Source organism: Undibacterium sp. Di26W, from assembly GCF_049340265.1.
GTDB lineage: Bacteria > Pseudomonadota > Gammaproteobacteria > Burkholderiales > Burkholderiaceae_D > Undibacterium.
On sequence record NZ_JBMPOR010000017.1, the window covers coordinates 17,335 to 32,275 of the forward strand.

Annotated in this window: 15 protein-coding genes; 8 read left to right on the plus strand and 7 right to left on the minus strand. The window is 52.0% G+C overall.

Annotation, left to right across the window (positions count from 1 at the left end):
* Positions 1-70 precede the first annotated feature (70 nt).
* Entirely contained in the window at positions 71-709 is a 639-nt protein-coding gene (locus ACO0LM_RS18685) for a peroxiredoxin (protein WP_423038796.1), read from the plus strand.
* A gap of 89 nt (positions 710-798) precedes the next feature.
* On the opposite strand, the gene sbcB is transcribed toward ACO0LM_RS18685, so the two are convergent.
* The 6 genes from sbcB to yihA form a co-directional block, all read right to left on the minus strand.
* Positions 799-2,235, minus strand: coding sequence for an exodeoxyribonuclease I (sbcB, locus tag ACO0LM_RS18690; protein ID WP_423038798.1), 1,437 nt, complete (start codon positions 2,233-2,235; stop codon positions 799-801).
* A gap of 78 nt (positions 2,236-2,313) precedes the next feature.
* On the minus strand, positions 2,314-3,411 hold the full coding sequence (locus ACO0LM_RS18695; RefSeq protein WP_423038800.1) for a magnesium transporter CorA family protein: 1,098 nt from the start codon (positions 3,409-3,411) through the stop codon (positions 2,314-2,316).
* Positions 3,392-4,642 (minus strand): sterol desaturase family protein, encoded by a 1,251-nt coding sequence (locus ACO0LM_RS18700; RefSeq protein ID WP_423038802.1) that lies wholly within the window; start codon positions 4,640-4,642, stop codon positions 3,392-3,394. The genes ACO0LM_RS18695 and ACO0LM_RS18700 overlap by 20 nt, the downstream gene beginning before the upstream one ends.
* A gap of 10 nt (positions 4,643-4,652) precedes the next feature.
* Positions 4,653-5,342 (minus strand): lysoplasmalogenase, encoded by a 690-nt coding sequence (locus ACO0LM_RS18705; protein WP_423038804.1) that lies wholly within the window; start codon positions 5,340-5,342, stop codon positions 4,653-4,655.
* Positions 5,343-5,351: 9 nt separating this feature from the next.
* Positions 5,352-6,365 carry a porphobilinogen synthase gene (gene hemB, locus ACO0LM_RS18710; RefSeq protein WP_423038806.1) on the minus strand — a complete coding sequence of 338 codons (1,014 nt, stop codon included), beginning with the start codon at positions 6,363-6,365 and terminating at the stop codon, positions 5,352-5,354.
* 217 nt (positions 6,366-6,582) lie between these two features.
* A complete protein-coding gene (gene yihA, locus ACO0LM_RS18715) occupies positions 6,583-7,359 on the minus strand; it encodes a ribosome biogenesis GTP-binding protein YihA/YsxC (RefSeq protein ID WP_423038808.1) in 777 nt (258 codons plus the stop codon).
* 200 nt (positions 7,360-7,559) lie between these two features.
* Here yihA and ACO0LM_RS18720 point away from each other — a divergent pair, with 200 nt between their 5' ends.
* The 6 genes from ACO0LM_RS18720 to ACO0LM_RS18745 all read left to right on the plus strand — a co-directional run bounded on the left by ACO0LM_RS18720 (position 7,560) and on the right by ACO0LM_RS18745 (position 14,336).
* Positions 7,560-8,258, plus strand: a complete 699-nt coding sequence (locus ACO0LM_RS18720) for a c-type cytochrome (protein WP_423038810.1) — start codon at positions 7,560-7,562, stop codon at positions 8,256-8,258.
* A 238-nt stretch (positions 8,259-8,496) separates the two neighbouring features.
* Complete coding sequence (locus tag ACO0LM_RS18725; protein WP_423038812.1) at positions 8,497-10,674, plus strand: cytochrome c biogenesis protein ResB; 2,178 nt, start codon at positions 8,497-8,499, stop codon at positions 10,672-10,674.
* Positions 10,675-10,727: 53 nt separating this feature from the next.
* Positions 10,728-11,873 carry a c-type cytochrome biogenesis protein CcsB gene (ccsB, locus tag ACO0LM_RS18730; protein WP_423038965.1) on the plus strand — a complete coding sequence of 382 codons (1,146 nt, stop codon included), beginning with the start codon at positions 10,728-10,730 and terminating at the stop codon, positions 11,871-11,873.
* 110 nt (positions 11,874-11,983) lie between these two features.
* Positions 11,984-12,964, plus strand: a complete 981-nt coding sequence (gene msrP / locus ACO0LM_RS18735; RefSeq protein ID WP_423038814.1) for a protein-methionine-sulfoxide reductase catalytic subunit MsrP — start codon at positions 11,984-11,986, stop codon at positions 12,962-12,964.
* A 1-nt stretch (position 12,965) separates the two neighbouring features.
* Positions 12,966-13,592, plus strand: a complete 627-nt coding sequence (locus ACO0LM_RS18740) for a sulfite oxidase heme-binding subunit YedZ (protein WP_422989173.1) — start codon at positions 12,966-12,968, stop codon at positions 13,590-13,592.
* Between the two features lie 177 nt (positions 13,593-13,769).
* A complete protein-coding gene (locus ACO0LM_RS18745) occupies positions 13,770-14,336 on the plus strand; it encodes a 1-acyl-sn-glycerol-3-phosphate acyltransferase (protein ID WP_423038816.1) in 567 nt (188 codons plus the stop codon).
* A gap of 70 nt (positions 14,337-14,406) precedes the next feature.
* Here ACO0LM_RS18745 and lptM read toward each other — a convergent pair whose 3' ends face one another.
* Positions 14,407-14,586, minus strand: a complete 180-nt coding sequence (gene lptM / locus ACO0LM_RS18750; protein WP_422989177.1) for an LPS translocon maturation chaperone LptM — start codon at positions 14,584-14,586, stop codon at positions 14,407-14,409.
* Between lptM and cyaY the strand changes: the two genes are divergently transcribed.
* Complete coding sequence (cyaY, locus tag ACO0LM_RS18755) at positions 14,585-14,893, plus strand: iron donor protein CyaY (RefSeq protein ID WP_422989179.1); 309 nt, start codon at positions 14,585-14,587, stop codon at positions 14,891-14,893. The genes lptM and cyaY overlap by 2 nt on opposite strands.
* Positions 14,894-14,941: the final 48 nt, after the last annotated feature.

The window sequence follows — 14,941 nt, forward strand, 5'->3', positions numbered from 1 at the left end:
ACAAAACTATCCTTGAATCGCGATGATACAGAGGCTATATTCAAACTCTGGTTTCTTTTTGGAGAAAAATATGACTTTGCGTTTAGGTGACATCGCCCCTGATTTCGAGCAAGAATCCTCTATCGGGACATTGAAATTTCATGAGTGGGCAGGCAGTTCCTGGGTTGTCCTGTTTTCACATCCGGCTGATTTCACACCAGTCTGCACCACAGAATTAGGCCTGACAGCGAAACTGAAACCTGAATTCGATAAACGCAATGTCAAAGCGATTGCCTTGTCTGTGGATAATGCCGAATCCCATGTGAAATGGATCAAGGATATCGAGGATACGCAAAACACCGTGGTCGGTTTCCCCATCGTTGCTGATGCCGACAAGAAAGTTGCTGCGCTGTATGACATGATCCACCCGAATCAGTCCGAGACGGTCACTGTGCGCTCGCTGTTCATCATTGATCCGAATAAAAAAATCCGCCTGATCATTACCTATCCTTTGACCACCGGCCGCAATTTTGACGAAGTCTTGCGCGTGATCGATGCACTGCAACTGACAGACGGTTATAGCGTCGCCACACCGGGCAACTGGCGTGACGGCGATGATGTCATCATTCCTTTGTCGATCAAGGATGAAGACGTCATCAAGCAAAAATATCCTAAGGGTTACACTGCACCACGTCCTTATCTGCGTATCACACCGCAGCCAAACAAATAAGCCAACCAAGCTATATCAGGGTAGTTGCGGATAAACAAAAAGCCACGAGATCTTTCGTGGCTTTTTGACTTTTACAGAACAGATGTGAATCAACGCGATGGCACTATCATTTCGGCATAATCATATAAAGCACCCAGAATCTCTTCCGCAGCTTCATCCGCTGTTTCTGACAAAGTATCTATCTGGTTGAAATACATTTCCACCGTTCTGGCATTGCCTGCGCCATCCAGCAGGCGTGTAGTGCGATGTTCTTCCCAGGCTTGCTGTTCTTCCGTGCTCAGGCTGTCGTAAAAATTACGGGCGCGGTAGCGGAACAGTAATTCAGTCAGGCGCGGGTCTTGAAATGAAGTGCTGGCTTTAGCCAGTTGTGCCGGTTTCATGCGCCGCAATTCATTCAGCAGGCGACGGTCACCACTGCCTACGAAACCACCGTACAAGTCTTCATCGACGTCGGCTTCAGCGGCTTCAGGCCGTGCATACACCTGTTCCCATATAGCAGCGATAGCAGGGCCTAGTGCAGCAGCTTTTTCTGCATGCTGCAGCATCAGAGGCATGTCGATCTGCCATTTTGCGGCCATGTTTGCCGACAGGGTCTTCAGATTGCCGATGACAGTAGGTGACTTGTTGATATGTATGCTTTTGACCGGCAATCGTTGCACACCCTCGGGCAGGACATCGGTCTTGCTGAACAGGCGCAACTGTATGGTGGCGACATCCAGCCCTGCCAGTTCGGACGGATCATAGGCCAGGTCCCAGGCGATGACTTCATTCTTGTTTTTCGGATGCATGGCCAGTGGCCACATCACCGCCAGGCAGCCACGGTCGGTCGGGAACATGCCTGACACATGCAGGAACGCTTTGTCCAGCAAGGGCATGCCGATTTCTGCCGCGGCCCTGTCCTTCTTATGCAGTGCAAAACAGAAGTCGAATAATTTGGGCTGGCGTTCGCGTATCAGGCGTGCCATGGCGATGGTCGCCCGCACGTCTGACAAGGCATCATGCGCTGATTCATGCGCAATGCCATTGGCGGCAGTCAACAGCTCAAGCCGGAAGCTGGGCTTGCCTTCATCATTCAGTGGCCAGTGGATGCCTTCCGGACGTAGCGCATAGCAGGTACGCACCATGTCCATGATATCCCAGCGACCGCAATTGTTTTGCCATTCACGCGCATACGGATCTATCAGGTTACGCCAGAACATGAAGCGGGTAATTTCATCATCAAAACGGATGGTGTTGTAACCCACGCCTATGGTGCCGGTCTGGCTGAGCGCTTGCTCTATTCTGGCTGCAAATTCGTGTTCGGGCAGGCCACGTTCCAGACAGGTCTGTGGTGTGATATGGGTAATCAGGCAAGACTGTGGATCGGGTAAAAAATCATTCGCAGGCCGACAATACATCATGACAGGTTCGCCGATTTCATTCAGCTCTGCATCGGTGCGTATGGCAGCAAACTGGGCCGGGCGGTCACGGCGCGCAACAGCGCCAAATGTCTCATAGTCGTGCCAGAGGAAAGTATGTTCTTGCATGCTGTTTTGTTTCTATATGTAGTTTCGTATTCAGTAAGACGAGGCAGGGGCGCCGGTCTGCAATGTTCTTCGGCAAGCTTATTCACGCCGCCTGCTGGCCTGGTCTTCCAGATAGCGCTGGCTGCGGAAATAAATCAGCAACAGCACCACGATGACGGCCATGGCACTCATGGTGATCCAGAAGCCGGATGCATGCTTCAGCAGCGGCATGACTTCAAAGTTCATGCCAAAGATGCCGGTGATCAGGGTCAGGGGCATGAATAAGGCAGTGATCACGGTCAGGGTGCGCATGATTTCGCTGGTACGGTGGGCCATGGCCGCAAAGTGAATCTGTACGGCGGATTCCAGTGAGGCTTCCAGGCGGCGCGCATGGTTCAGAACGCGGCTGATATGTTCCATGACATCATTGATGCGTACCAGTAGCAAATCCTTGGCGCGGCTGTTGCCATCATGGTTGTCGACGATATGATCGCGCAATTCCTGCATGGCATCGTGCTGTTCTTCACACAGATTGTCCAGCTTGCGCAATTCCACACGCGAATCCAGCAAGGCCATCCAGTTATTGAAAGGGCGGCGCGGGTCCAGCAAAGCATGCTGCCAGCGATCCAGTTGCTGGGTCAGTGGGTGGCGTAGTTCCAGGTATTGGTCGACCATGGCATTCAACAGGCGCAGCATTAATTCTTCCGGCGATGACGGCAGCCGGCCACCATGGGTGGTCGCGCTTTCACCCTTGAACTTGTAGTCAAGCAGACGCTGCCTGGCCAGTTCCACGGTGCGGCTTTGGGTGGGCCTGACGGTTACCAGGACATTTTCCATCAGCAGAAAGGCCACCGGTGTCGTCGCCAGTTTGTTGAGTGCCGCAGGCATCTTGCGTTTGCTGCCATTTTTTACTTCTGCCGGCTCTTCAGCCAGCGTCAGCTTGCGAAACACGACCATTTCGTAATCCTGCGTTGCATCGAAGTAGGATGGATGGCTCTGGTTTCTGACGTCCTTCAAATGCAGATCATAAATCTGTGTGCCGCTGATTTGCTCAACCAGATTGCGCCATTCTTCGGGATTGGCACAGACTTCGTCATGTGTCGCATCCAGCCACAAAAAGCCACCGGTTTTCACCAGTTGTGCATAGTCTTCAGGATTCAACAGTGTTTGGGTTTCGTTAATGTGAAAGATGTCCATGCGTATTCTTAGGTAAAAAAATGAAGCCCAATGCGCCGAGAGAAATAATGCAGGCAGCCGCGAGCAGCGCCTGCTCGGTCACTGACAGCGCATACGAGTAAAACCAGTCGGCACTCAGCATGCTCATGAGAAAAATCGCTATCAATCGCAGGCTTTCCGGTATCAGGTAAAACCGGCCTTTTTCAATCAGGCCACCCAGGCACCATAAGCTGAATATCAACCAGGCGGCGTAGACGCTGGCATTCAGGGCTGACATGGATTTGAAGGCCAGCAAGAAATAGGTCGCCGCCTGCAGCAGGGCAATAAATTGCAGCAGACAATAGCCGAGCGCTGCGTTGCTGACCAGTGGATCGAACAGGGGACGTGCAAGATCAAATGGTTTTGCCGGGGGCAGGGCACGCAAATCGGCAGGTCGCCAGCCTGGCGGGCGCAACCAGATCAGGAATTTATCAGCCCAATGCCGGGTGTGCCAGGCATCCTGCAGGACGGCCTTATACACCTCCAGATTGGCCCACAAAGGGTTCCAGCTGCGCAAGGGGCTGCGTGTGCCATACACGACAGGCTCGCTATCCTGTTCTTCGATAAAGCTGCCAAACAGACGGTCCCAGATGATCAGGATGCCACCGTAATTTTTGTCCAGATAGATGTCATTCACTGCGTGATGAACACGGTGATTTGATGGCGACACAAAGACCCTGTCAAACCAGCCCAGCTTGTTGATCTGTTCGGTATGCACCCAGAACTGATACAGTAAATCAATCAGGGCAATCACGACAAATACCTGCACTGGAAAACCGATGATCGCCAGAGGTAGATAAAACACCCAGCCGAACAGCGGGCCGGTACTGGTTTGCCGCAATGCCGTGGTCAGGTTATAGGCTTCACTTTGGTGATGCACGACATGGGCGGCCCACAGCAGATTGGTTTCATGCCCCATCCTGTGCAGCCAGTAATATAAAAAATCATACAGCAGCAAACCGCTTATCCAGACCCAGACGCTGCCCGGGTCCAACTGCAGCAGCGCGAAATTACTGAATACCCAGGCATAGGCACCGACCGAAAACAGTTTCAAAAATACGCCGGTGATCTGGCTCATGACACCCAGGCTGAGGCTGCTGATGGCATCATTGATGCGGTACAGGTGCTTTTGCCGTTTTCGTGCCACCAGAAATTCGATGGCAATCAGCAAGAAAAAAACCGGGCTGGCAAAAGTGATGATTTTTTCATGCATGATCCCGGCCTTAATCCTGATGTTGAGGGTGAGATGATTGAACCGAGCATGCAATCAGCCATAGCGCCAGGTAGTAGCTGCCAAGGATCAGCAAGGGAGAATGCGGGATCGGCGTATAGAATTTGTTATACGCCAGAATGGTATCTGACAGCATGAAGCAGATGCCGCCGCTCATCGCCATACGGCTATCGACAGTGCGCAGGCTGATGCCGCGACTGATAGCCTGCGCGCACATGGCCAGCAACAGGCAGACATAAGCAAGCACGGGTATGCGCATGGCAGGTGGCAAGCCTGGCCACAACACAAACAGATGGGCCGCGCCGAGTGCTGTCAGTGCAACGAAGACCAGCGGTTTGGTAAAGAATCTGGCATCGCTGCAGAGTGCGCGTAAAAAACACAGGTGGGCAAATAAAAAACTCAGCAGGCCAAGCAAAAATCCCTGGGCCAGCACGCTGACCGGCAGCATCAGAAAAATATCACCCAGCAGCGAAAACAGGATGCCGGCCAGGATCGCCTTGCGATAGCGCGCATTGATGGCCGGTTGCGCCCGCAGGGCAAGAAAAAAGATGCCGAGCGTGGTCAGCGGTTTGAATGCATAGTGCAGGAATTGCGCGCCATCTATGGTGCTACTGAATTCCGCACCCGCAATCGCGAGCGCGGCAAACAGCACGATCAAGACAGAGTGCAGGCTGGAAGACATGGCAGCAGATCAGCCTGCGTGCTTGAGCAATCTGGCAACGTCGCGGGCAAAATAAGTCAGGATGCCATCGGCACCGGCACGTTTGAATGCCAGCATGGTTTCCATCATGGTCTTGTTATGATCCAGCCAGCCATTCTGGGCCGCTGCCTTGATCATCGCGTATTCGCCACTGACCTGATAGGCAAAGGTTGGTACCTTGAATTCATCCTTGACCCTGCGCACGATATCCAGATAAGGCAGGCCGGGTTTTACCATGACCATGTCGGCACCTTCAGCCAGATCGAGTGCGACTTCACGCAAGGCTTCGTCGCTATTCGCCGGGTCCATCTGGTAGTTGGCCTTGTCGCTTTTGCCCAGATTGGCAGCCGAGCCTACCGCGTCGCGAAAAGGGCCGTAGAAGGCCGATGCATATTTGGCTGAATACGCCATGATGCGGGTGTGGATGAAGTCATTGGTTTCCAGCGCCTGGCGTATGGCACCGATACGGCCATCCATCATGTCGCTGGGGGCAACGATATCCACACCTGCTTCAGCTTGCACCAGGGCCTGACGCACCAACATGTCTGTGGTTTCATCGTTGAGTACATAACCGGCTGCATTCAGCAAGCCATCCTGGCCATGGCTGGTGTAGGGGTCCAGCGCCACGTCAGTCAGGATACCCAGTTCAGGGAAACGACTTTTCAGTTCACGGACGGCACGCGGGATCAGGCCTTTGGGATTGGTGGCTTCAATGCCATCCGGTGTTTTCAGATGCGGGTTGATCGCCGGAAACAATGCCAGTACCGGTATGCCAAGTGCGACGCAATCTTCAGCAACGCCCAGCAACAAGTCAACCGTTACCCGTTCAACACCGGGCATGGAAGCGACTTTTTCACGCTGGTTGACGCCATCAATCACAAATACCGGATAAATCAGGTCGGACGCAGTGACCATGTTTTCGCGCATCAGCGCGCGGGAAAATACGTCTTTGCGCATGCGGCGCATACGTATCGCAGGGAAGTGGGCAGGTTTGATGATAGACATAAATAAGCGCCATGGTTAGGCGACATAAAGAAATGAAAAGAATTTTATGCAGGTTAATGAAACTTTTTTCAACTTGCAACATCTTAATACACAGGTTGGGACCTGTCTCTAAGCCTACCGCTTTTCCCCCTGAGCGGGCACCGTGCGCCCCTATTCGTAACGGTGTTATTACCCCGGCACAGACCAGGCCAATACGCCCTGATGTGCCGGGGTTTTTTTATTCTGCGTCCGCCGGCCTGTCAGTGGCGGCTGCGTCTGGCGCAATGGTTTCCTCGATTGCATTGGCGGTATCAATGGCATCAATGGCGTCGACGGTACCGACGACAGGATCACGGTCCAGACCCACCAGATGTTGCACGGCGGCATCGGCTTCTTCTATGCCTATGCGTTTCAGTGCAGAAAACAATTGCAGGCTGAACGGGAACCGCGCCCCTTCATCATCCACGTAACTGTCGAGCACTGCTTTGGCTTTGCGCAAGGCGTCGGTACATTCACTGCGATTGAGTTTGTCGGCCTTGGTCAATATGCAATGGATGGGCCTGCCGGTGGGGGCAAACCATTCCAGCATCTGGATATCGAGATCGGTAAACGGGCGACGTGCATCCATGATCAATACCAGGGCGGCCAATTGAGTACGGCGCTGCACATACGCCCCCAGCAACTGATTCCAGTGGTGTTTGGCCGCACCCGGTACTTCGGCATAGCCGTAGCCTGGCAAATCGACCAGCAGGGCGCGGATTTCATCGACCCGGGTTTCATCTTTGCGATGTTGGCCGACATGGGCGCCGCCAATTGAAAAATAGTTAATATGCTGGGTGCGACCTGGTGTTTTAGAGGCAAAGCAGAGTTTTTTCTGATTGCACAGGGTATTGATTGCAGTCGATTTGCCTGCATTCGAGCGGCCAGCGAAGGCAATTTCCGGTACATGAGTACGCGGAAGATCACGGAGATGATTCACCGTGGTAAAGAAGCGGGCTTGCCAGAGGATAGACATAGAGGAAAGGAATAATGGAAAAATGCAACATCAGGCAGTAAAAACGCCCGAAAGCTATTGTACAATAAGGGGTTAGGTATTGGGCAGCGATAAAAACAATGATCCAATACCAGTTTTTGCCACATTCTGATGGGCATTAACTTAGCAGCTATGCGTCGCCATTAGGGCAGATTTCCATTATTTAGTCTCAGGGTGTTTGAATGAACCGTGCTTTCCTGTCGTTGTCCAAGTCTTTCAGCGTCGCCGTCATGGCGGTGTCTTCTTTTGTTTCCGTCGCCTACGCCAACGAAGCAGCCAAGCCAGCCAAAGCTGACCCGGTCAAGGGTGAAGCCCTGTATAGCAGTGGTGATGCTGCCCGTGGTATTACTGCATGCGTATCCTGCCATGGTGCAGCTGGTAACTCTACGATTGCTGCCAATCCTAAACTGGCAGCCCAGCATGATGCCTACCTGGTAAAGCAACTCAGTGAATTCAAGAGCGACACGCGCAAGAATGCAGTCATGTCGGTATTCGCCAAGGCCATGACAGAAGACGACATGAAAAATGTGGCTGCTTATTTGTCCACGCAAAAAGCCAAACCAGGTGCTGCCAAGAACAAGGATATCGTTGAACTGGGCAAGCAAATCTACCGTGGTGGTATTGCTGAAAAGAATGTTCCTGCCTGCGCAGGCTGTCATAGCCCGAACGGTGCTGGTATCCCGGCACAATTCCCGCGTATTGCTGGCCAACATCAGGATTACACCATTGCCCAACTGACAGGCTTCCAGAATGCGACACGCCTGGATGGCGCAAAAATCACCGGTGCGCGTGGCAATAGCGCGCAGATGATGACGATAGCCAAGAAAATGTCAGAAGATGAAATGAAAGCCGTAGCAGATTATGTCGCTGGCTTGAGGTAATTCAAAAAATAAAGAAGCATGGGAGGGGGTGGCAATATGCCATCCCCTTTTTTCTTAGAACCTGTTTACGATCTTAAGCTCGTGCGCAATCGGAGTCCACGCGGGGCTCATGTGCTGCTCAAAATGCTCATGGTCTAAAGACCATTCCGTTTTTTGCGCTGCGTTTTTGTTGCCCTGACCCCGCTGACGCACGCTCGCTACAGATCGTAAACAGGTTCTTAGTGGATTTCAGGACGGTATGGACAACAAGATAGATAGCGAGCAGCTCACTGATACTGGTGGCTTAAAGATTCAAACCCGGCAAGCGTGGGTGGCAGAGGCAGTCGAGTTACTGTCTTCCATGCGCTTTGCCATCAGTTTGCTGACCCTGATCGCGATTGCCTCGGTGATCGGGACGGTGCTCAAGCAAAATGAACCGATGCCGAATTACGTCAACCAGTTTGGCCCTTTCTGGTTTGAGATTTTCAATAAGCTCAGTTTGTATTCGGTGTATTCAGCATGGTGGTTTTTGCTGATCATGACTTTTCTGGTGTTGTCGACATCGCTGTGCCTGATCCGCAATGCACCGAAAATGGTGAAAGATATGCGTAGCTGGCGCGACAATGTACGCGAGCAATCATTACGCAATTTCCATCACCGTTCTGAGTGGCATAGCAGCAATGCACGTACCCAGGTGATAAGCAGTGCATTGGTTCATCTGGGCCGTGTCGGTTATGGCTACAAGGTTCTGGAAAAAGAGGGAGCCAGCCTGATCGTTGCCAAACAGGGGGCTGCCAACAAATGGGGTTATATCTTTGCCCACAGTGCGATTGTGATTATCTGCGTAGGTGGTTTGCTCGATTCCGATTTGCCTATCCGGTTCCAGCAATGGTTCATGGGCAAGGTGCCATTTGAAGGCAGTGGCGTTATCGCCAAAATTCCCGAGCAACACAGGTTGTCGCTGGCGAACCCCAGCTTCCGTGGCAATACCATGATACCCGAGGGGGCCAGCAGCAATGCCGCCATCCTGCCGCAGGCTACCGGGGTGCTGATTCAGGATTTGCCATTCACCATCAAGCTGAAGAAATTCACGATTGATTTTTATTCTACTGGCATGCCCAAGCTGTTTGCCAGTGATGTCGAGGTAATGGATCACGAGACTGGCAAATCATTTTCCTCCACCATCAAGGTCAATGATCCCCTGATTTACAAGGGTATTGCAGTCTATCAATCCAGCTTTGAAGATGGTGGCAGCCGCCTGAAGCTGAAGGCTTACCCCATGTCTGGCGCGTCGGCAGAGACCTTTGATCTCGCTGGTGAAGTCGGCGGCACCACACCTTTGAAGATGGCCAGTGGTACGGATTATTCTATAGAGTGGTCGGGCTTTCGTCTCTTCAATGTCGAGAATATGGCGCGCAACGGTTCGGATGTGCGGGCAGTCAATGCGAATCAGGGATTTAACCAGCAATTCAGTGCCAATCTCGACAAGCACCTGGGTTCGGCGGCAAAAAATGCGAATAACAAAGACCTGAAAAATGTCGGCCCCAGCCTGCAATATAAGCTGCGCGACAAAACGGGACAGGCCAGGGAATTCCATAACTACATGCAGTCGGTACTGATCGATGGTGCCTATATGATACTGGCCGGTACGCGAGATTCGCCGTCAGAAGACTTCCGCTACCTGCGGATACCGGCGGATGATGAAGATACCGTCAAGGAGTGGATGCGCCTGCGTGCAGCGGTGAATAACCCTGAATTGCGTGAACTGGCTGCCCAGCGCTATGCCAAACGGGCTTTACCGCCGAACTTGGCGAATGCCGGGCAGGTGCAACTGCAATTGACCGAGTCGGCCAGGAAGAGCCTGAGCATTTTTGCCGGGGACGCTCAGCAGGCGGGTTTTGTGTCTATTTCCAAATTCCTGGAACAGATACCGGTCGCAGAGCAGACCAAGGCTGCCGATGTGTTCATGAAGATTTTGAATGGCAGCATGTGGGATCTATGGATGGTGGCACGCGAAAAAGACAGCTTGCCAGCGTTGGAACTGGATGAAAAGCATGCGCGCTTCTTGCAATCGGCGACGGCTGCGATATCTGATTCTTACTTCTATGGTGCACCGGTATTTTTGCAATTGACGAGTTTTGACGAGATCAAGGCGTCGGTCTTGCAAGTTACACGCTCGCCGGGCAAGAAAGTGGTTTACCTGGGATGTTTGTTCCTGGTGATGGGCGTGTTTTCCATGTTTTATATACGCGAGCGTCGCCTCTGGATCTGGATCAGGGATGACGGTATAGGTGCACATGTCCTCATGGCCCTGAGTTCGCAAAGAAAGACCTTAGATTTTGAAAAAGAATTTGAGCAATTGAAAATACATTTGCGGCAACTGACAACGCGGTCTGGTCAAGAGACGCAAGCAGATAACCGAGCAAACGCAGCTTAATCGACTACACTATGAAGCACATGGCCTGCTGGCCTGGTCTCTGGGGAAAAATGATGGACATCACGCAGAATTACACGCCCTATCAGGGGTTTTTTAAACGGCTATCGATAGCCGACTGGCTTTATGCGGTGGCCCTGTGTATGGCATCTTTGATTGCCCTGAGTCGTTTTGGCAGCTATATGGACGTGTACGAAAAAGGTATCGTCTTGCTGGCTGCTCCTACGTTTGCCCTGCTGGGCTGGCACTGGAAATCGGTTCGTACCTTGATGGTGATTTTGACTGCATTGAGTTTGCTGGCCATACAGTTATATGGTGGTTCGCTAGAGATGGCAGACAAAAAATTTTTCCTGAAGTATCTGTTATCCAGTCAGTCCGCAATATTGTGGATGAGCACCTTGTTTGTCCTATCCACCCTGTTTTACTGGGGCGGTCTTATTGCCCGTTCTAATTTTGGCGCCTCTGTGGGTTCCATATTATGCTGGGCTGCCGTGGTCATGGGTTTTACCGGCATGCTGGTGCGCTGGTATGAGTCTTACCTGATCGGTGCGGATGTCGGCCATATCCCGGTATCGAATTTGTATGAAGTGTTCATCTTGTTTTCGATGATCACTGCCTTGTTTTATTTGTACTATGAGCAGCAATACCGCACCCGGCAATTAGGTGCTTTTGTCATGTTGATTATTACTGCCGCAGTCGGGTTTTTACTTTGGTATATGTTCAGCCGCGAAGCGGCAGAAATTCAGCCTTTGTTGCCTGCTCTACAAAGCTGGTGGATGAAAATTCATGTGCCAGCCAATTTTATCGGTTACGGTACGTTTGCACTGGCAGCCATGGTATCTGTTGCTTATTTGCTCAAATCCAAGGGTTATTTAGTCGACAGGCTGCCGGCGCTGGAAGTGCTGGATGATGTCATGTACAAAGCCATTGCAGTCGGCTTTGCTTTCTTTACTATTGCTACCATACTTGGTGCTTTGTGGGCGGCGGATGCCTGGGGTGGTTACTGGTCCTGGGATCCGAAAGAAACCTGGGCGCTAATTGTTTGGCTCAATTATGCGGCCTGGTTGCACATGCGCCTGATGAAGGGTCTGCGTGGCCAGGTTGCCGCCTGGTGGGCGCTGGTAGGTTTGTTGGTGACCACTTTCGCCTTCCTGGGCGTGAATATGTTCCTGTCTGGTCTGCATTCTTACGGCAAGCTGTAAGTTCTATTTTTAATTTGTAAGGATCAGCAGAATTCTGCGACTCATGAGAAACTAGGGCAGAACAGTGATGTCCAATCACTATTCTGCCAGTCTCAACCACGGAGTTCACCATGCTGATTAAACGTAGTCCCAATGGCATAGATCTGCCTTTTTCTTCCGAAATCACCCCACGTGCCGTGTTTGACGCGCGCCGCGAATTCATTCGCAAAATGGCATTGGGTTCGGTTGCCGGTACGGCACTGTTTGAAATGGCTAACCGTGAAGCCTTTGCCCAGACTGCCGGTGCCCAGAAACTGGCAGCGAATGCCAATCCCGCCTACGCCTTGATGGAAAAGAAAACCGCCTACAAGGACGCGACGACTTACAATAATTTCTATGAATTCGGTACCGATAAGGCCGACCCTGCGGTCATGGCGAATACGCTGAAACCGCGCCCCTGGAGTATCAGCATAGAAGGGGAAGTCAAAAAGCCGATGGTGCTGGATCTGGATAGCCTGATGAAGCTGGCACCTTTGGAAGAGCGTATATACCGACTGCGTTGTGTGGAAGGCTGGTCCATGGTGATTCCGTGGATAGGCTATTCCCTGTCCAACCTGATCAAAAAGGTGGAGCCTACCGGCAATGCACGTTACGTTGAATTTATCACCCTCGACGACAAGAAGCAGATGCCGGGTTTGCGTAGCCCGGTACTGGAATGGCCGTATGTGGAAGGCTTGCGCATGGATGAAGCCAATCATCCACTGGCCTTGTTGACTTTTGGCATGTATGGCGAAGTATTGCCGAATCAGAATGGGGCCCCGGTACGCATGGTCTTGCCGTGGAAATATGGTTTCAAATCGGCCAAGTCCATTGTCAAAATCCGTTTTACCAAAGACCAGCCACGCACGGCATGGAACCTGGCGGCACCGAGTGAGTACGGTTTCTATTCCAACGTCAATCCGGATGTCGATCACCCACGCTGGTCACAGGCGTCCGAGCGCCGCATAGGCGAAGACGGCTTCCTGGCACGCAAGCGCAAGACGCTGATGTTCAACGGTTATAGCGAAGTTGCATCCCTGTACACGGGCATGGATTTGAAGAAATTCTACTGATATGCTGATCACGAACAAGCAGGTCAGCTATGTCAAGACCACGTTGTTTATCCTGGCCTTGCTGCCTTTCATACGTCTGGTGACTTTTGTATTTCTGGATAAGCTGGGGGCAAATCCAGTCGAGTTCATTACCCGCAATACCGGTGATTGGACCTTGTATTTCCTGTGCTTTACGCTGGCGGTGACGCCCTTGCGCAAGTTGCTGCACCTGCCATGGTTGCTACGTTGCCGTCGCATGCTGGGTCTGTATGCATTCTTTTATGCGTTGCTGCATTTCACGACATTCTTGTGGTTTGACCATTTCTTTGATGTCGAAGAAATGTGGAAAGATGTCATCAAGCGGCCATTCATCACGGTGGGCTTTATCGCTTTTGTTTTGCTGATCCCGTTGGCGCTGACCAGCACCAATGGCATGATCAAGCGCCTGGGCGGTAAGCGCTGGCAGCTCTTGCATAAGCTGGTGTATGTGATTGCTCCTTTGGGTGTGCTGCATTATTTCTGGATGAAATCGGGCAAACATGATTTTTCCCAGCCGGTATTGTTTGGCCTGATCGTCGCCGGCATGCTGATGCTGCGATTGTGGTGGCGCTGGTTTGGACGTGATCCGGTAGTGGTGACGGGAGCCTGATTTTTCTATCGCATCGGTGTTGCAGGTGCACATGGAACTTGTTTTACATTGCCTGTTTCTTCGCTGCATAATCGCGGGGGTTTGGGGCATGGCCCTGTATGGCGTATGTAAAACATGACAGATTATTTACTTCAAAAGAAGACATTACCGGGGCTGACACAGCGTTTGGCACTAGGTATGTTAGGAATGCTGGGCTGGCGCGTACGTTACCGCCCTTTGCCGGGGCCACGTGGGGTGATTGTGGTGTATCCGCATACTTCCAACTGGGATTTCCCTATCGGTGTACTGGCCAAACTGGCGATAGGCATGCCTTTCCATTTCATTGCCAAATCTTCCTTGTTTGAAGGCCTGACCGGGGCGAGCATAGGCCGCGTTGTGCGTTACCTGGGCGGCGAGCCGGTGGAGCGTGGTGTTTCAACCGGTGCCATAGCGCGGCTGGCAGAAAAAATGCATGCTGCCGACTGGTACTGGATGGCGATTGCCCCGGAAGGAACACGCAGCCTCAAACCTTATTGGCGCAGTGGCTTTTATCATATTGCCATGAGCGCCAAAGTGCCTTTAGGTTGTGCCTATTTTGATTTTGTAAAAAAAGAAGTGGCGCTGGTCGACTATCTGGACCTGACCGGTGACCGCGAGCAGGACATGGCCAGCATACGGGCCGTATTTGAAGGCGTGCAGGGATGTCGCCCCGGTTTTGCCAGCCCGATTGCCTTGCGTCCGGATGAAGATAAGGAGACAGACTGAGCAAGCCAGAACAATTCGCTCGTCATCGTCAGCCTTGAATTTGCTTGAGTCTGAGTGAATCTAGGTTATATCAGGATTGGCTTTGGGCAGGCTGCGGTGCCGGTTTGGCTGGCATGATCAAAGGACCTTTTTGGCCGCAGGCAGTGACTAAAGTCATTACGAAGAATAAGGGTATGAGTTTGCGCATCTTGCAATCCTGTAACACCGTATAGAATGGCGTTTTACTTTTAAAGACGCTGGAGTGTAGCATGACTGAATCCGAATTCCTGGTGCTGGCAGATACTTGTTTGCGACAAGTGGAGGAATTGTTTGAACAGGCTTATGAAAACGATGAGTACGATGTCGAATGCAGCCGCAGCGGCAATGTGCTGACCATAGAGTTTGTCGACAACGGTTCAAAAATCATCGTCAACAGCCAAGCACCCATGCAGGAAATGTGGGTCGCGGCTCGCAGTGGCGGTTTCCACTACAAGTTTAATGGGCAACACTGGCTGAACACCCGTGACGGCTCGGAACTGTTTGCCACTTTGTCTGCAGTGGCGAAACAGCAGGGCTGACTATTGGTGATGGTGACAGTCCTTTGCAGGACTGTCACAGACACATTA

Excerpts from the sequence above, each read along its gene's own strand:
- ACO0LM_RS18725 (WP_423038812.1), top strand. The coding sequence starts at position 8,497 with ATGGACAACAAGATAGATAGCGAGCAGCTCACTGATACTGGTGGCTTA.
- yihA (WP_423038808.1), bottom strand. The coding sequence starts at position 7,359 with ATGTCTATCCTCTGGCAAGCCCGCTTCTTTACCACGGTGAATCATCTC.
- hemB (WP_423038806.1), bottom strand. The coding sequence starts at position 6,365 with ATGTCTATCATCAAACCTGCCCACTTCCCTGCGATACGTATGCGCCGC.
- ACO0LM_RS18745 (WP_423038816.1), top strand. The coding sequence starts at position 13,770 with ATGTTAGGAATGCTGGGCTGGCGCGTACGTTACCGCCCTTTGCCGGGG.
- ACO0LM_RS18740 (WP_422989173.1), top strand. The coding sequence starts at position 12,966 with ATGCTGATCACGAACAAGCAGGTCAGCTATGTCAAGACCACGTTGTTT.
- sbcB (WP_423038798.1), bottom strand. The coding sequence starts at position 2,235 with ATGCAAGAACATACTTTCCTCTGGCACGACTATGAGACATTTGGCGCT.
- ACO0LM_RS18700 (WP_423038802.1), bottom strand. The coding sequence starts at position 4,642 with ATGCATGAAAAAATCATCACTTTTGCCAGCCCGGTTTTTTTCTTGCTG.
- msrP (WP_423038814.1), top strand. The coding sequence starts at position 11,984 with ATGCTGATTAAACGTAGTCCCAATGGCATAGATCTGCCTTTTTCTTCC.
- ACO0LM_RS18720 (WP_423038810.1), top strand. The coding sequence starts at position 7,560 with ATGAACCGTGCTTTCCTGTCGTTGTCCAAGTCTTTCAGCGTCGCCGTC.
- ACO0LM_RS18695 (WP_423038800.1), bottom strand. The coding sequence starts at position 3,411 with ATGGACATCTTTCACATTAACGAAACCCAAACACTGTTGAATCCTGAA.
- lptM (WP_422989177.1), bottom strand. The coding sequence starts at position 14,586 with ATGCTACACTCCAGCGTCTTTAAAAGTAAAACGCCATTCTATACGGTG.
- ACO0LM_RS18685 (WP_423038796.1), top strand. The coding sequence starts at position 71 with ATGACTTTGCGTTTAGGTGACATCGCCCCTGATTTCGAGCAAGAATCC.
- ccsB (WP_423038965.1), top strand. The coding sequence starts at position 10,728 with ATGGACATCACGCAGAATTACACGCCCTATCAGGGGTTTTTTAAACGG.
- ACO0LM_RS18705 (WP_423038804.1), bottom strand. The coding sequence starts at position 5,342 with ATGTCTTCCAGCCTGCACTCTGTCTTGATCGTGCTGTTTGCCGCGCTC.
- cyaY (WP_422989179.1), top strand. The coding sequence starts at position 14,585 with ATGACTGAATCCGAATTCCTGGTGCTGGCAGATACTTGTTTGCGACAA.